Source organism: Microbacterium sp. A93, from assembly GCF_051842835.1.
Genome location: NZ_JBPXMT010000013.1, coordinates 112,371 through 128,103 on the forward strand (window position 1 = coordinate 112,371; position 15,733 = coordinate 128,103).

A 15,733-nucleotide genomic window follows, 5' to 3' on the forward strand; every position below is an offset into this window, starting at 1 on the left:
GACATGACAAGGAGGTCACGTGAGCAGTCTCGGAGAGCTACGCACAGCAACGCGTACTCAGCGCGCCCCGGGGGCGCGATTCAAAGAGAAATTCCCGGACAACAAGGCTGCGGCGATATTCCTGTTGCCGTGGCTGATCGGCATGCTGGGGTTGACGATCGGCCCGATCATCGCGTCGCTGTATCTGTCATTCACCGACTACAACCTGCTGCAGCCACCGATCTGGTCAGGGCTCGACAACATCGTCGAGATGTTCAACGACGCCCGATTCTGGAACTCGTTCCGAGTCACGGTCGTCTACGTATTCGTCAGCGTCCCGCTGCTGCTCGCACTCGCACTCGGGTTGGCGATGCTGCTCGACAAGGGCCTGCGCGGCCTGTCGTTTTATCGCTCGATCTTCTATCTACCCTCGCTGCTCGGCGGTTCCGTCGCCGTTGCCATTCTGTGGCGCCAGGTGTTCGGTAAAGACGGCATCGTCAACGGCTTCCTCGCCTGGTTCGGCATCGATGGCCCCGGCTGGATCGGGCACCCCGACTTCGCGCTGGGCACCCTCATCGTCCTGAACATCTGGACATTCGGCTCCCCCATGGTGATCTTTCTTGCCGGCCTCCGGCAGATCCCGGAGATGTACTACGAGGCAGCCTCGATGGACGGCGCTGGCAGGATCCGGCAGTTCTTCTCCATCACCTTCCCGTTGCTCACGCCGGTGATCTTCTTCAACCTGGTGCTGCAGATCATCTTCTCGTTCCAGTCGTTCACGCAGGCCTATGTCGTCTCGGGCGGCACAGGCGGCCCGAGCGACTCAACGATGTTCTTCACGCTGCTGCTGTACAAGGAAGCGTTCACCGAGCTCAACATGGGATACGCCTCGGCGATGTCCTGGTTCCTCCTCGTCGTGATCGCGGCCTTCACCGCGTTCAACTTCTGGCTTTCGAAGTATTGGGTGTTCTATGACGACTGAAACTGAGACCCTGCTGCGTCCCTCCAATGCGCCGCGACGGCGCCGTGAGACCGCCGGACGGCGTCGCAACCGCACCCAATCGCTACGAGCACTGGGTAAGCACCTGATGCTCATCGCCTTCTCGGTGTTGCTGCTCTATCCGCTGATCTGGCTGGTCGTGTCGAGCCTGAAGCCCAACGATCAGATCTTCCGCGATCTGAGCATCTTCACGGCGGATCTGACCTTCGAGAACTATCAGAACGGCTGGACCGATCTCCAGCATCCGTTCGGTGTGTTCCTGCTCAACTCCTCGATCATCGCCTTCGGCGCCATCCTCGGGAACCTGCTGTCATGCTCGATGGCCGCATACGCCTTCGCTCGGCTGCGATTCCGCGGACGCAACTTCGCGTTCATCCTGATGCTCGGCTCGATCATGCTGCCGTTCCAGGTTTTGCTCGTTCCCCAGTTCGTGATCTTCAAGGAGCTCGGCTGGTTGAACACCTTCCTCCCCCTGATCGCACCGAAGTTTCTGGCGACGGAGGCGTTCTTCATCTTCCTCATGGTGCAGTTCATCCGAGGGCTCCCGAAGGAGCTATTCGAGGCCGCCCGAGTGGATGGCGCAGGACACTTCCGCAGTTACTTCCAGATCACGCTCCCGCTGATCGTGCCCTCGCTCGCGACAACCGCGATCTTCACGTTCATCTGGACGTGGGGCGACTTCTTCGGGCCATTGATCTATGTGCGCCTGCCTGAGCTGTTCCCGGCGTCACTCGCGCTGAAGGGATTCCTGGATGCGCAATCGAGCTCGGATTACGGCTCAATGTTCGCGATGAGCGTCGTCTCCCTCATTCCTCTGTTCCTCATCTTCCTGTTCGGGCAGCGGTTCCTCATCAAGGGCGCCGCAACCTCAGGCATCAAGTGATCGAAAGGATCAGCAGATGACCCGTCTCCGTTACGCCCTCGTGGGCACCGGCTCCCGCGCGCAGATGTATCTCGATGCAATCGCGACAACACATGCCGACGTCGCCGAGCTCGTCGCCTGGACCGATACAAACCCTGGTCGTCAGGAATGGTCTCTCACCCAGCACCCCGGCCTTGGCACCCCCGCGTCGTTCGCGCCGGATGCCCTGGCAGAAGCCGTACGCGAGCATCACGTCGATCGCGTGATCATCACCTCGCCTGATTTCACGCACGCCGATCACATCGTCACCGCGCTGGATGCCGGCGCTGATGTCGTGGTCGAGAAGCCGCTCACGATCAGCGAAGAGGGCGTCCGCCGCATCGCCGAGGCCACGGAGCGCACCGGGCGCAACGTGACGATCACGTTCAACTACCGATACTCGCCGCGCAACAGCGCGTTGAAACAGTTGATCGACTCCGGCGAGATCGGCGAGGTCACCAGTGTGCACTTCGAATGGGTGCTCGACACCGCGCACGGTGCTGACTACTTCCGACGCTGGCACCGCGACAAGGATCGCTCGGGCGGGCTGCTGATCCACAAGGCGAGCCATCACTTCGACCTGGTGAACTGGTGGATCAGCGACGTCCCTACCCGCGTCTTCGCTTCTGGTGGTCTGCGCTTCTACGGCGCCGATAACGCCGCACTGCGCGGTCTGGGCCCGCGGCCGGAACGAGGCACGACCGACTCGCCACTGCGAGATCGCTTCAGCCTCGATCTGCGGACGGACCCGACGTGGACCGGGCTCTACCTCGATCAGGAGCAGTACGACGGCTACCTGCGCGACCGAGATGTCTTCGATGCCGGCATCACCATCGAGGACAATCTGTCTCTCGTCGTGGACTACGCCGCCGGCAGCACGATGTCGTACTCGCTGAACGCACACGCGCCGTGGGAAGGGTACACGGTTGCCATCAATGGCACGCTCGGACGGGCTGAGCTGAACGTGGTCGAACGCGGCGCCGTCCTCATCGATGAGCAGGGCCGCACCGTCGTCGACCCCAGTGCACGTCCTGATCTGGTCGGCTCCGAGCCCGCACGCCCAGCCTCGGAGCATCTGAACGTGCAGCGCCACTTCGAGTCGGCGCGCGAGATCCCTATCCCCGAAGCCGCCGGCGGCCACGGCGGCGGCGATGCAATGCTGCTGCGCGATGTGTTCCTCGGCGCTCAACCTGACCCACTCGGGCGCACAGCGGATTGGACGGACGGAGTGCGCAGCATGGTGGTCGGCCTGGCCGGAAACCGCTCGCTCGCGGAAGACCGCGCCGTGCGCATCTCCGATCTCGAACTCGGCCCCGCTGGTGCGGTCGCCGCAGGTGTGAAGGCATGAGTGCCACCGTGACCGCCGGCGTGCATCCCGGCTCCAGAGTCCTCGTCACCGGCGGCGCCGGGCGGCTGGGGCGCAGCGTCGTGAATGAGCTCATGAGTGCGGGCTACGAGGTCGTCTCCGTCGATCGTGCCCACACCGCCGTGCGTGACGTGCGTCAGATCGATCTCGATCTTCTCGATACCGCCGCGACTCGAGAGGCGTTCATCGAGATCGCTCCGGATGCCGTCGTGCATCTTGCCGCGATCGCCGTGCCTGGTGCACTTCCGGACGCCGACGTGTTCCAGATCAACACCCAGCTGGCCTGGAGCGTGCTCGAGGCCGCCGTCGCCGCGGAAGTCGGTGCGCTGCTCGTGGCCTCAAGTCCAACGGTAATCGGCTACGGCGCCCCCGGCGGGTGGCAGCCGACGTATCTTCCGCTCGACGAGGACCACCCGATCGCACCGTGGAACGGCTATGCGGTATCGAAGGCCGCGGTCGAAGAGATCGTGCAGATGGCCGTCCGGCGATACGGCGAGCGCGTGCGATTTGGCCTCTTCCGCCCCTGTTACGTCATCGCACCCGAGGAATGGCACGGCGCGCGCACCCAGCAGGGGCACACCGTCGCCGAACGGCTCTCCGATCCTCGGTTGTCCGCAGTCGCACTGTTCAACTACGTCGACGCACGAGATGCGGGCGACTTCGTGCGCGCATGGCTGCAGCACTGCGCAGACGTCCCCAACGGTGAAGTGTTCTTCGTGACCGCATCCGATGCTCTCGTGCTGGAGTCGACGGCCTCGTCGCTGGCGCGGCTGGTGCCGAGTACAGCGGATGCCGCGGCATCCGTGGCAGGCAACAGCGGGGCGTTCTCCGGCCGCCGCGCCGAACAGCTGTTGGGCTGGACCGCGACGCGCAGCTGGCGTACCGAACTCATCACTGCTTCCCCCATTGACGACCAGGAGGCTTCTCGTGCCTGAACTGACCATCCCCGACCGCGTGCTGTTCTTTCCCGTCACCGCATTCGATGCCGCAGATCGCATCGATGTTGACCTGGTCGAACAGCACGTCTCTGAGCGTGTCGAACATCAGCCCGGCGCGGTGTTCTCCGCGTGCGGCACCGGTGAGTTCCACGCGCTGTCCGCGGCCGAGTACGCGGTGACTGTCGCCGCCGCCGTTCGCGGCGCGGCGGGGCGTGTTCCCGTTCTCGCCGGCAGCGGCGGTCCGCTGGGACATGCCATCGACTGTGCGCGCAGCGCGCAGGAGGCCGGCGCAGACGGACTCCTGGTCATGCCTCCCTATCTGGTGCAGGGCCCACAGGCCGGACTCGTCGCGTATGTGGAGCGGATCGCTGAGGCGACGGAACTGCCACTGATCGTGTACCACCGTGGTGCTGCGCAGTTCACGCCGGCGTCGATCGAGACTCTGCTGCGCAACGACCGCGTCATCGGCGTCAAGGATGGTGTCGGCGACCTCGCCCTCGCGCAGCGCTTCGTCCGCGACGCCGCGGCCCTCCCCGGTGAGTCGCTCTTCTTCAACGGGCTACTTACCGCCGAGATGACGCAGGCAGCTTACAGTGCCATCGGGGTGCCCCTTTACTCTTCCGCGGTGTTCGCGATGGCGCCGGATATCTCGGTCGCCTTCTTCCAAGCGCTGCGCGGCGGCGACACGGCGAAGCAGCACGTACTGCTCGACAACTTCTTCGCACCGCTGATCGAGCTGCGCGACGAGACACCCGGCTTCGCTGTCGCTCTCGTCAAGGCCGGCGTCCGCCTCGGCGGGCTGCCGGTGGGCGGCGTGCGCGCACCGTTGGTCGATCCGACCGCCGAGCAGACCGACCGTTTGGAGCGTCTCCTCGAGACCGGACGTGAGCTGATCGCGTGACCGATCAGGCGTCGATCCAACGCGTCGATACGCGCCTGCTGAGGATTCCGCTGCGGCGGCCGTGGGGCGCAGATGTCACCGAGATCTGCGTGATCACCGTCACCGTGCAGGCGAGCGACGGACTCGTGGGGCACGGGTTCTCCTGGACCCCGTCCATCGGCAGCACCGCCGTTCAGGCGATGATCGATGACGACCTCACACCGTTCCTGCTCGGACGACCAGCCACGCCGTCGGTGTGGGACGAGGCCTGGGCGCATCTGCACGAAGCGGGTGGCGGCGGTGTGACCACCATCGCTCTCGCCGGGGTTGATCTCGCACTGTGGGATCTTCGTGCACGCACCGCCGAGACGTCCGTGACCGATCTGCTCGGACGTCGACATGACAAACTCGCCGCCTACGCCAGCGGCGTCAACCTGCATTATTCTCACGACGACCTGGTCGCCCAGGTACAGCGATGGATCGATGCCGGCTACTCGGCGGTGAAGATCAAAGTCGGAGGGCCCGATCTCGGCGAGGATCTCGACCGCGTCGCCGCAGTACGCGACACGCTCGGGCCCGGCCGCCGGCTGTTCATCGATGCCAATCAACGCTGGGACCTTGATACCGCCAGTCGGGCGATCCCTGCGCTGAGCGCATATGACATCGGCTGGATCGAAGAGCCGCTCCGCGCCGATGATCTGGCCGGGTATATCGAGCTGCGACAGCGGATCGATGTCCCCATCGCTCTGGGTGAGAATCTGCACACCCTGTACAGGTTCCGCGATTTCCTCGACGCCGGCGTCATCGACATTGCACAGCCGAACATCATTCGAGTGGGCGGAATCACTCCGTTTCTGCGTATCGCCGAGCTGGTGCGTGAACGCGGTGCACAGCTGGCTCCGCACCTGCTGCCGGAGCTTTCCGCTCAGCTCGCGTTCGCGCTGCCGCAAACTTGTTGGGTGGAGGACGTTGAAGATGCCGGATTCGCCGCACTCGGCGCACTGACCGAGCAGACCGGCCTGCACGTGACCGAGGGATGGGCCGCCGGTGGCCCTTCACTCGGTCTCGGAATGATCTTCAAGAATTGAGGCGAACATGATGATGACCGCACTGACTCCCGCTGCTGACAGCACCACCGACGAGGTTGATCGTGCCGTCAGGGCAGCTGCCGAGGCATTCGAGACCACTTCCCGCACCGACGAATCGATCCGGGCTTCGTGGCTGAGGACCATCGCCGACCGACTCGACGCACGAGCCGACAAGCTGATCGAGATCGCCGATGAGGAGACCGCACTCGGGTTGCCCCGATTGACCGGCGAGTTCGCCCGCACCACCGCGCAGCTGCGACTGTTCGCCCGCGTGCTCGACGAGGGCTCATACCTCGAGGCGACGATCGATCATCCGAACCCGGATGCCACACCTCCCATCCCTGATCTCCGCCGCGTCCTGCGACCGATCGGTCCGGTTGCTGTGTTCGCCGCATCCAATTTCCCGTTCGCGTTCTCCGTCGCCGGCGGCGACACCGCCTCGGCTCTCGCCGTGGGTTGCCCGGTGATCGTCAAGGCGCATCCGGGGCATCCGCTGACCTCGAAAGCCACCGCGAGCGTCGTGACGGATGCACTTGTCGACGCGGGCGCGCCCGCCAGCGCATTCGCGCTCGTCTCCGGCTTCGACGCGGGGCTCGCTCTGGTGGATCACTCCGGAGTCCGGGCTGTCGCCTTCACCGGCTCCGTGCCGGGAGGTCGGGCACTGCTCGACCGCGTCACGGCGCGTCCGGATCCGATCCCGTTCTATGGCGAGCTGGGAGCGGTCAATCCGGTCATCATCACGCCTGCGTCGGATGCTGCCCGCGGCGATGAGCATGCGGCCGGGCTTGCTGCGTCATTCCAGCTGGGTGTCGGGCAGTTCTGCACCAAACCAGGACTCGTGTTCGTGCCGCTGGGTTCAACGGTCGAACGGCACCTGCCGGCGCTGCTTCGTGCGCAGCCGCGGATGCTCACCTCCACAATCGCCGAGGGCTTCGCCCGTGGCGTGCAGCGCGTCACGGCCGTACCCGGCGTGGAGGTCCTGGCATCAGAGGCCACCGGCCCGACGGTCGCCGTGGTGGATGCCGCGACGCTGCTCGCGCACGCTGACGTGCTACTCGAGGAGGTCTTCGGCCCCTTCACGCTGCTGGTACGCGTCGATGCCCCGGAGACACTCACTACCGCCCTGCGCTCACTGCCGGGCGCGCTCACCGCCACGCTGCACCACGAGCCCGGAGAGAACGTCGAAAATCTGGTCGCCACGATGTCGGGCTTCGCGGGCCGCGTGCTCTTCGGCGGCTGGCCGACCGGTGTCGCGGTGAGCTGGGCTCAGCACCACGGCGGGCCGTGGCCGTCGACGAACACGCAGTTCACGTCGGTCGGTGCGACCGCAGTTCGACGCTTTCAACGACCGATCGCGTTCCAGGATGCACCGGCCGACCTGCTGCCGCTCGCGCTACGCGAGGAGAACCCGCTCGGCATCCCCCGCCGCGTCGACGGGCAGCTGCTGCTGCGCTAGACCCGTGGGGCTGGCGCTGGCGGCTGGCGCGGGCAGGCGAGGTCACGCGAGCGGAGCGGCGAGCAACGGTGCGAACGCCGCTTCCGCTGCGCCGATCAACAGTCGGTCACGACCGAGTGCGGCTGACTGGATCTCGACCTGTTCGGCGGCAGCGGCCAGAGAGCGCTCGCGCACTTCGGCGTCGAAGGATTGAGCGTCATACTCACGCAGAATGGAGAGGAACCCTCCGAGCACGACAGCCGATGGGTTGAGCACGTTCACCGCGTTGCCGAGTGACGCGGTGAGGATGCGACGTTGCCGGCCGACCTCGGCACGTACATCGATGTCTTCGGAGCCGATCAGCGCGGCGGTAAGAACCGCGTCGTCAGCCGCACCGAGGCCTGCGGCCCGCAGCAGTCGGGCACGGTTGACCTCGTCCTCCAGCACGCCGTCGTCCGTGGCGCGATCAGCATTCGCGGTGATGCCAGGACGAGTCTGGCCCCATTCACCGGCGTACCCTCCGGCTCCCCCGATCAGATTCCCGTCGAGGATGAGTCCGCCACCGATACCGCTGGCACCGCCGTTGAGATAGACCACATCACGGTGCTCCCGTGCCGCACCGAACAGTCGCTCAGCACGCGCGCCCAGCGAGGCATCATTGTCGACTGCGACGGGCAATCCCAGTGCATCAGCGAGCGGGGTGGCGATGTCCTCGTCACGCCAGCCGAGGTGCGGTGCAAGCCGCACGACACCGTCGAGCGCACGCACGAGGCCCGGCACGGCAACACCGACGCCGACGATTCGACAGTCTTTCAGCGCATCCTGTTGCCATTGCTGCACGACGCGCGCGACTATGGCCACGGCATCCGCAGCGCTCGGGACGTTGTCAAGAGCAACCCTGGTGCGCTCGCGCAGTCCTCCCCCGAAACTGACCGCGCCGATCTCGATCGCGTCGACTTCCGGGTTGACGCCGATGGCGACGATATCCGGATTCGCGGAAACCACGGGGCTCGGGCGTCCGACCCGCCTCGTGGGATCGGGGCTCTGCTCACGCACGAGACCTGCGGTGACCAGCCCGGTGACAAGATCGGCAACTGTCGAACGGTTGAGACCGGTCTCCGCCGTGATGCGCGCGCGTGAGCGGGAGCCCTCCTGGTGGACGAGACGCAGCACCTCACCGAGATTCTTCCTGCGCACGCCTTCCACTCCGGATGACCGATCCGCCATGCTGCTCCCTCGCTGCGCGATATATGTTGCCTCTGTCACGATATCGGCAAGAGTCGCGTTCCGAAGTGTCAGCGCTCAGCGTGGCGAGTGGATCAGTTCCTCGTGATCAGGTCGCGACTGCGCTGAACAGGCGCGAGATTTCTGCCGTGACAAGGCGACGATCGCTCGGCACGACCACATGCGCCTCCCCGGTGATCGTCATCGTCTTTCGTACCGTTGCGGATGCCGATTCCGCTGTCGCGGACGCATGTGCACCGACCCAGATCTGCACGGCGCCCGGCTCGACAATGCGCGTCATCGAACGGTCGCTGAATGCGAATCGTTGCGTCGGCACCGAGAACGACACGGTCACCGACTGCCCCGCCTCCACGGCCACCCGCTGGAAGCCCAGCAGCTGCACGACAGGACGCGTGACCGACGCGGCGACGTCGTGCCCATACAGCTGCACCACATCATTCGCTACACGAGCGCCCGTGTTCGTGACGGTCACCGAAGCAGTGAACGTCCCGCCCGCGGCCACCTCGCTGTCGACGGTCAATCCGCTGTACTCGAACTGCGAGTAGGAAAGCCCGAAACCGAACGGACGCACCGGCGTCGGGTCTGTGGCGGTGACTTCCGAGGCTCCACCCAGGGGCGGATGCAGGTAGGTGAAGGGTTGCGCCCCAGCCGATCGCGGCATAGATACCGGCAGCCGCCCGGAGGGATTGACTCGGCCCGAGACCACTCCGGCGAGCGCGGATGCACCTTCCTCACCGGGGAAGAATGACTGCAGCACCGCTGCCGGTCGCCGCTCGTCGTCCAGCGCCCAGCTGACCGCGTAGGGCCGCCCCGTCAGCATGATCATCACCACTGGGGTCCCTGTCGCGATGACGGCTTCGACAAGCTCGCGTTGCACACCCGGCAGCTCCAGACTCTCAGAATCGTTGCCCTCACCGACCGTGCCGCGCCCGAAGAGGCCCGCTTGGTCTCCGACGACGACGACTGCCACATCAGCATCGACCGCGGCTGTGACAGCCTCGTCGAAACCCGAGCGGTCGTCCCCTTCTACTGCGGCGCCCTCGGCGTAGACCAGTTCCGCGTCCGTGCCTAGCTCTGCAGTCAGTCCTTCCAGGAAGGTCGGGATTTCGAAGCCGATCGGGAATTCGGGGTGATGGGCGAGCACGTGGTTGGCGAACGAATAGCATCCCATCAGCGCTTCCGCACGATGAGCATTCGGGCCGATGACCGCGATCCGCGAGGGTCGGTCATCCGAGATCGACAGCGGAAGGATGCCGTCGTTGGAGAGCAGCACCACGGACTCCTCCGCGAGACGTCGCGCAAGTTCACGATGCCGCGGCGAATCCAGGTCGACGCTGGTCGGAGCCTCGTCTTCGAATACGTCGGGCTCGAGCAGTCCGAGCTCTTCCTTCTGGGCGAGTGCACGAAGGACTGCGCGGTCCACGTACGCCTCATCGAACTCGCCGGCACGAATTCGCTCTGCGAGCGGGACGAGGTAAGCGTCCCCCGTGGGCAGTTCGACATCGATGCCCGCTGTCAGCGCGGCAGCCGCCGCCGCACCACGGTCGGCGGCGATCGCATGCGTCACTTCGAGGAAGGCGACGGCGAAGTAGTCTGCGACAACCACGCCGTCGAATCCCCAGCGCTCACGAAGCAGCCCCGTCAGATACTCCTCGCTGGAGCCGAGCGGTACACCGTCGATCTCTGCATAGGAGTTCATCACCGAACGTGCGCCGCCATCAAGCAGCGCCATCTCGAACGGCGGCAGGAAGACATCGGCGATCTCACGCGGCCCCGCAGAGACCGGGGCGTGGTTGCGCCCGGCGCGCGAGGCCGAGTACCCGACGAAGTGCTTGAGTGTGGCGTGAACGCCGGCCGACTGCAAACCGGTGACGTACGAGCTGCCGATCACTCCGACCACGTACGGATCTTCGGCGATGCATTCATCCACACGCCCCCAGCGCGGGTCTCGGATCACATCGAGCACTGGGGCGAGCCCCTGGTGGATGCCCAGCTCCCGCATCGATCCGCCGATCGCCTCAGCCATGTCGCGCACGAGGTCCGGGTTGAACGATGCGCCCCATGCCAGGGGTGTCGGGAACGTCGCAGCTTTCCAGGCGGCAAGTCCCGTCAGGCACTCTTCGTGTACGAGCGCGGGAATCCCCAGTCGCGTCTCGCGCTTCAGTCGACGCTGCTCATCCCACAGCCAAGCGGCACGCTCCACCGGATCGACAGGCCGCGTGCCATACACACGGGTGTATTGCCCCAGGCCGTTCCTGGTCACATCAATCAGGTGTCCGGCATCCTGCTGTCCAGAGGCCATCTCCGACTGCATGGGGGCGACGACGCCGTTCTGGTCAAGCCAATACCCAACGATCTGGGCGAGCTTCTCCTCCAGAGTCATCTGCGCGTGCAACGCTCGCACTCGCTCAGACACTGTGGGCATAGCGGGAATCTCCGCGGTCAATTTCGACACGATCTTCTCTTTCATTGTGCTCAGCCCTTGACCGCTCCGGTGAGGCCACCGACGATGCGGCGCTCGAATATGGAGAAGAAAAACAACGCGGGCAGCATCGATAGCGAGGTATATGCGAGCACTCTCGCGGTATCGACCGAGTACTGCGATGCGAAGTTCTGCACGCCAAGCGGAAGCGTAAACAGACTGGAGTCGTTGAGGATGAACAGCGGCAGTATGTAGCCGTTCCACGATCCGATGAAGGCAAGGATGCCGACGGTGATGACCCCGGGCAGGCTGAGCGGGATCACCATGCGCCAGAAGAAGCCGAGACGGGATGCCCCGTCGATCGACGCCGCCTCTTCCAGTTCCTTCGGGATCGCCCGCAGGAACGGCACCAGGATGATGATCGTGGTGGGCAGGGCAAACGCGATCTGCGGCAGGATGATGCCGGCCAAGCTGTTGACCAGACCCAGATTGCGGATCAGCAGATACAGCGGCGTGATCGCAACGGTGATCGGGAACATGAGCCCAGCGGCGAACACGGAATACATGATGACCTTGCCGGAGAACTCGTAGCGAGCGATCACATAGCTGGCCATAACGCCGAGCGTGACAGCGCCGAGTGTGGTGCCGACCGCGGAGATGGTCGAGTTCACCATTGCCGTCCAGAACTCGCTGCTGGCGAGGACGTCGGTGTAGTTCGCGATCTCCCACGGCGCCGGCCATCCAGACGGGTCGTTGGTGATCTGCGAGTTCGTTCGGAACCCTCCGACGATGATGTACAGAATCGGAGTGATGCAGATCGTGATCAGGATCACCGCGAGCAGATACACGCCGGGGCTCCCCCAACGAACACCGGATGGCGCACGGCGACGCCCGCTGCGGCCGATCGCCTGGATGGCCACCGACGTCTTCAGAGTGTCGGTCATCGCCGGCGCCCCTTTCGGCTTTCGCCCGTCAGCGCACCCTCGGTGTCGCGGCGAAGAACGAACCGCTGGTACACGAGGGCGATGACGAGGGAGATGAGGAAGAGCATCACTGCAACCGCGTTGCCGTAGCCGTAATTGCCGGCCAGATGCCCGTTCTGATACATGTAGGTGGCCATCGTCGAGGTACCTGCGGTGGCCGCGATGTACTGACCCCAGATGATGTTGACGAGGTCGAACAGCTGCAGCGAGCCGATGATCGACAGGAATGCCCAGATGCGGATGGTCGGTGCGAGCAGCGGAAGCGTGATGCTCCACTGCGTCTTCCAGAAGCCGGCGCCGTCGATGGCCGCCGCTTCGTAGAGCTCTTCGGGGATTGACTGCATGCCGGCGAGCATGAGGATCACAGCGAAGCCGATGTACTTCCACGTGATGATGATCATCAGCGACCACAACGCGATAGCCGGATCAGCGAGCCACGAGTTCTGCAGTGCGCCGAGGCCCCACTTCTCCAGCAGGGAGTTCAGCGCACCGGAATCTTGCAGCATCAGGCTCCAGCCTGTGCCGACGACTACTTCTGCGATGACGTACGGAGCGAAGATCAGAACGCGGATCACCGAGCGACCGCGGATCTTCTGGTTCAAGAGCAACGCGAACAGGATCGCGATGGGCCCCTGCATCAGCAGCGAGAGCACCACGATCGCGAAGTTGTGCCCTATCGCCTCACGGAACGTGTCGTCCTGCAGCATGAGGACGTAGTTGTTGAGTCCGACGAACTCGGTGGGCCAGCCGTAGCCGTTCCATTTGAAGAAGCCGTAGAACGCGGCCATCATCACCGGGAAGATGACGAAGCCGAGGAAGACCAGCAGAGCCGGACCTGCCAGGAGCGTGATCTCGCCGCGCTTGCGCCAGTCAGGGCGCCGCGGCGCCCGTGTCGGGACCGATGCATGATCGCTCCCGACACGGTTGCTCCTCGCAGGCGCAGTGGATGCCATCAGCGCCTGTGAATCGGTCATTTTGCTACTCTCAGCCCCTTGCCGCGGCGTTCGCGATGCTGTCGACGAGCTTCTGCGGGTTGCCCTGACCTGCGAGCAACTCGACGATGCCGGTGTTCAGCGCGTTTCCGACGTTCTGTCCGAGCGCCGTGTCCAGCCAAAGCGAAACGTACGGAGCCTTGCTGTACGCCGCCATCAGCGGAATCAGCGACGGGTCGGTGACAGCACCCTGTGCATCCTGGTTGGCGGGGATCGTCTGGTATGCCGTGGCGTAGCCTTCCTGCCACTTCTTCGAGGAGACGAAGTTGAGGAACTGCTCACACGCTGCCGGGGAGTCGACCGAGCACGAGTATCCGTCAACGCCGCCCATCATCGCGCCGGGTGTGCCGTCGCCACCTGACACCTCGGGGAATGGGAACCATCCCAGATCAGCCAGCGGCTGCTCGTCGGGCGTGAGGCTCGCGATCACACCGACGTTCCAGGCACCCATGAGTTCCATGGCTGCCTTGTGGTTAGCGACGAGGCCCGCGGACGAGTTCGCACCCTGCTGGGCTGATGTCGTCAGGAAGCCATTGTTGAAGGGCTCGGTCGCTGCGAAGTCGCTGAGGTTCTCGGCAGCATCCAACCAGCACTGATCGGTGAAGTCAGGAGCCGTGGACAGGCTCTCGATGACGTCCTGGCCGCACGCTCGCACAGCGAAGAAGTAGTACCAGTGCGCTGCCGGCCAGGCATCCTTCGCACCGAGAGCGATCGGATCGATGCCCGCATCCTTCAGCTTCTGCACGGCTGCCTCGAGCTCATCGATCGACGTCGGCTCCGAGCTGATGCCTGCCTGTTCGAACAGGTCCTTGCTGTAGAAGATGCCGCCGGGGAGCACTGCCGTCGGCACACCGTAAATCTTGCCGTCGATGGTGAACGCGCTGAATGGCGCATCTCCCAGCGCCGACTTCACATCTGCGTCAATGAGGCTGGTGAGGTCCTTGACCTTGCCCGCCTCGACGATGTCGGCCAGCTTGCCGCCACCGCGCGCCATGAAGATGTCCGGCATGTCTCCGGAGTTGACGGCGGTCTGCAGCTTGCCGTCCATGTCTTCGTTCTGGATCGAAGTGACCTTGACCGTCACCTCAGGGTTTTCCTCGTGGAAGGCCGCCGCGGCGTCTTCCCAGTACTGCTTGCCGTCACCGGTCGTGGAGTTGTGCCACATCGTGAGGGTGGTGTCGCCACCAGCTTCCTCACCGCCACCGCCGCCGGAACCGGAACAGCCGGACAGCAACAATGCCATGCTGGCCCCCAGCGCGACCCACGCCGCACCTCGCATCTTGCGTGTCATCATCAACCCTTTCGTCGTCATTGACAGATCATGCAACCGCTCCCAGCGGTTCGTGTACTGAGAATGGCAGACAGCTGGGTATTTAGTCAAACGATATCGATAACGTTTTCCAAACGCTTCGAAATAACACTGTTGCGACGCAGTCGGGGCTACGATCGCGATGTGACCCTCACCACTCGCCCCAGCCGCGCAACCATCACGGACGTCGCGCGAATCGCCGGCGTCTCCGTATCGACCGTGTCGAAGGTGGTCAACGGACGCGACGGCATCGCTGCCGCAACCGCCGCGCGTGTGCTCTCCGTCGTCGAAGAGCTCGGCTACGAAACATCCATCGTGGCGAGCAGTCTGCGTCGTAGCCGGACGGGCGTGATCGGAGTGCTGCTCGCCGACTTCGAGCCGTATTCGACAGAGCTCCTCAAGGGAATTTCTCGCGCAGCCGAGGAGACCAGCTACGAGCTGCTCGCCTACGCAGGAGGCAATGATGATGGAAAACGCTCGAACTGGGAGCGACGCTCACTTTCTCGACTTGGCGGCACGCTCATCGATGGCGCAGTCGTGGTCGCACCCACCATGTCGATGACGAACGGCACGAGCATCCCCGTCGTGGCCATCGATCCGCACACCGGCATCGAAAGCGTGCCCACCGTGGACGGCGACAATGTCGCGGGTGCCCGCGCCGCCACCGACCTGCTGATCGGATTGGGCCACCGCCGCATCGCGCACCTCGGCGGACGGCCAGGGCTCGAGTCCTCTCGCCTGCGACGAGAAGGCTACGCGGAGGCACTCAAGGGCGCCGGCATCGAGGTCGACCCCGCACTTGACCGCATCGGCGGTTATCGTGCGGACCTCACCGACGCCCCTGCCCACGAGCTGCTCCGACTGCCCGCAGGTGTTCGCCCCACCGCGATCTTCGCGGCCAACGACCTTTCCGCCCTGCACGTCATCGAGGTCGCACGCGAACTGGGTCTGCGCGTGCCGCAAGACCTGTCCGTCGTCGGCTTCGACGACATTCCTGAGTCATCCATCAGCTCTCCCCCACTGACGACTGTCACGCAGCCGCTGCAGCAGATGGGCGCCGATGCGCTGCGCATCCTGATCTCACTGCTCGCCGGCGATGCTGTCGAAGAGCAACACCTTCGACTGCCGGCGACGCTCACCGTGCGGGAGAGCGTCGCCGCACCGCCGAGCGTGCGCTGATTCCCCACCTCCGCCT

The 15,733-nt window shown here is 64.7% G+C and carries 13 protein-coding genes; 8 read left to right on the forward strand and 5 right to left on the reverse strand.

What is annotated here, in order from left to right; all coding sequences use genetic code 11:
• The first annotated feature begins 19 nt into the window (after nt 1-19).
• Genes ACSU1G_RS28035 through ACSU1G_RS28065 form a run of 7 tightly spaced genes read left to right on the forward strand, consistent with a single transcriptional unit; the run spans nt 20 to nt 7,608 of the window.
• Nucleotides 20-961 carry a carbohydrate ABC transporter permease gene (locus tag ACSU1G_RS28035; protein WP_439283835.1) on the forward strand — a complete coding sequence of 314 codons (942 nt, stop codon included), beginning with the start codon at nt 20-22 and terminating at the stop codon, nt 959-961.
• A complete protein-coding gene (locus tag ACSU1G_RS28040) occupies nt 951-1,862 on the forward strand; it encodes a carbohydrate ABC transporter permease (protein ID WP_439283836.1) in 912 nt (303 codons plus the stop codon). Before ACSU1G_RS28035 ends, ACSU1G_RS28040 begins: the two co-directional genes overlap by 11 nt.
• 16 nt (nt 1,863-1,878) lie before the next feature.
• A complete protein-coding gene (locus tag ACSU1G_RS28045; protein ID WP_439283838.1) occupies nt 1,879-3,228 on the forward strand; it encodes a Gfo/Idh/MocA family protein in 1,350 nt (449 codons plus the stop codon).
• Nucleotides 3,225-4,181, forward strand: a complete 957-nt coding sequence (locus tag ACSU1G_RS28050; protein WP_439283840.1) for an NAD-dependent epimerase/dehydratase family protein — start codon at nt 3,225-3,227, stop codon at nt 4,179-4,181. Before ACSU1G_RS28045 ends, ACSU1G_RS28050 begins: the two co-directional genes overlap by 4 nt.
• The gene (locus tag ACSU1G_RS28055) at nt 4,174-5,085 is read left to right on the forward strand and encodes a 5-dehydro-4-deoxyglucarate dehydratase (protein ID WP_439283842.1); all 912 of its coding nucleotides are present in this window, start codon (nt 4,174-4,176) and stop codon (nt 5,083-5,085) included. The genes ACSU1G_RS28050 and ACSU1G_RS28055 overlap by 8 nt, the downstream gene beginning before the upstream one ends.
• Nucleotides 5,082-6,152, forward strand: coding sequence for a mandelate racemase/muconate lactonizing enzyme family protein (locus tag ACSU1G_RS28060; protein WP_439283844.1), 1,071 nt, complete (start codon nt 5,082-5,084; stop codon nt 6,150-6,152). The genes ACSU1G_RS28055 and ACSU1G_RS28060 overlap by 4 nt, the downstream gene beginning before the upstream one ends.
• 13 nt (nt 6,153-6,165) lie before the next feature.
• A complete protein-coding gene (locus ACSU1G_RS28065) occupies nt 6,166-7,608 on the forward strand; it encodes an aldehyde dehydrogenase (NADP(+)) (protein ID WP_439284012.1) in 1,443 nt (480 codons plus the stop codon).
• A 42-nt stretch (nt 7,609-7,650) separates the two neighbouring features.
• On the opposite strand, the gene ACSU1G_RS28070 is transcribed toward ACSU1G_RS28065, so the two are convergent.
• The 5 genes from ACSU1G_RS28070 to ACSU1G_RS28090 all read right to left on the reverse strand — a co-directional run bounded on the left by ACSU1G_RS28070 (nt 7,651) and on the right by ACSU1G_RS28090 (nt 14,541).
• Nucleotides 7,651-8,814 (reverse strand): ROK family transcriptional regulator, encoded by a 1,164-nt coding sequence (locus ACSU1G_RS28070; RefSeq protein WP_439283846.1) that lies wholly within the window; start codon nt 8,812-8,814, stop codon nt 7,651-7,653.
• Nucleotides 8,815-8,920: 106 nt separating this feature from the next.
• Nucleotides 8,921-11,257, reverse strand: coding sequence for a glycoside hydrolase family 3 N-terminal domain-containing protein (locus tag ACSU1G_RS28075; RefSeq protein ID WP_439283848.1), 2,337 nt, complete (start codon nt 11,255-11,257; stop codon nt 8,921-8,923).
• Nucleotides 11,258-11,307: 50 nt separating this feature from the next.
• Entirely contained in the window at nt 11,308-12,198 is an 891-nt protein-coding gene (locus ACSU1G_RS28080) for a carbohydrate ABC transporter permease (RefSeq protein ID WP_439283850.1), read from the reverse strand.
• Nucleotides 12,195-13,211: a carbohydrate ABC transporter permease gene (locus ACSU1G_RS28085; RefSeq protein WP_439283852.1), complete on the reverse strand. Its 1,017-nt coding sequence runs from the start codon at nt 13,209-13,211 to the stop codon at nt 12,195-12,197. Before ACSU1G_RS28085 ends, ACSU1G_RS28080 begins: the two co-directional genes overlap by 4 nt.
• 10 nt (nt 13,212-13,221) lie before the next feature.
• Nucleotides 13,222-14,541, reverse strand: coding sequence for an extracellular solute-binding protein (locus ACSU1G_RS28090; protein WP_439283854.1), 1,320 nt, complete (start codon nt 14,539-14,541; stop codon nt 13,222-13,224).
• Nucleotides 14,542-14,682: 141 nt separating this feature from the next.
• Between ACSU1G_RS28090 and ACSU1G_RS28095 the strand changes: the two genes are divergently transcribed.
• The gene (locus tag ACSU1G_RS28095; RefSeq protein ID WP_439283856.1) at nt 14,683-15,717 is read left to right on the forward strand and encodes a LacI family DNA-binding transcriptional regulator; all 1,035 of its coding nucleotides are present in this window, start codon (nt 14,683-14,685) and stop codon (nt 15,715-15,717) included.
• Nucleotides 15,718-15,733 lie beyond the last annotated feature (16 nt).

Coding starts and splice junctions, on each gene's coding strand:
- ACSU1G_RS28040 (WP_439283836.1), top strand. CDS start 951: ATGACGACTGAAACTGAGACCCTGCTGCGTCCCTCCAATGCGCCGCGA.
- ACSU1G_RS28045 (WP_439283838.1), top strand. CDS start 1,879: ATGACCCGTCTCCGTTACGCCCTCGTGGGCACCGGCTCCCGCGCGCAG.
- ACSU1G_RS28050 (WP_439283840.1), top strand. CDS start 3,225: ATGAGTGCCACCGTGACCGCCGGCGTGCATCCCGGCTCCAGAGTCCTC.
- ACSU1G_RS28065 (WP_439284012.1), top strand. CDS start 6,166: ATGACCGCACTGACTCCCGCTGCTGACAGCACCACCGACGAGGTTGAT.
- ACSU1G_RS28070 (WP_439283846.1), bottom strand. CDS start 8,814: ATGGCGGATCGGTCATCCGGAGTGGAAGGCGTGCGCAGGAAGAATCTC.
- ACSU1G_RS28075 (WP_439283848.1), bottom strand. CDS start 11,257: ATGCCCACAGTGTCTGAGCGAGTGCGAGCGTTGCACGCGCAGATGACT.
- ACSU1G_RS28080 (WP_439283850.1), bottom strand. CDS start 12,198: ATGACCGACACTCTGAAGACGTCGGTGGCCATCCAGGCGATCGGCCGC.
- ACSU1G_RS28085 (WP_439283852.1), bottom strand. CDS start 13,211: ATGACCGATTCACAGGCGCTGATGGCATCCACTGCGCCTGCGAGGAGC.
- ACSU1G_RS28090 (WP_439283854.1), bottom strand. CDS start 14,541: ATGACGACGAAAGGGTTGATGATGACACGCAAGATGCGAGGTGCGGCG.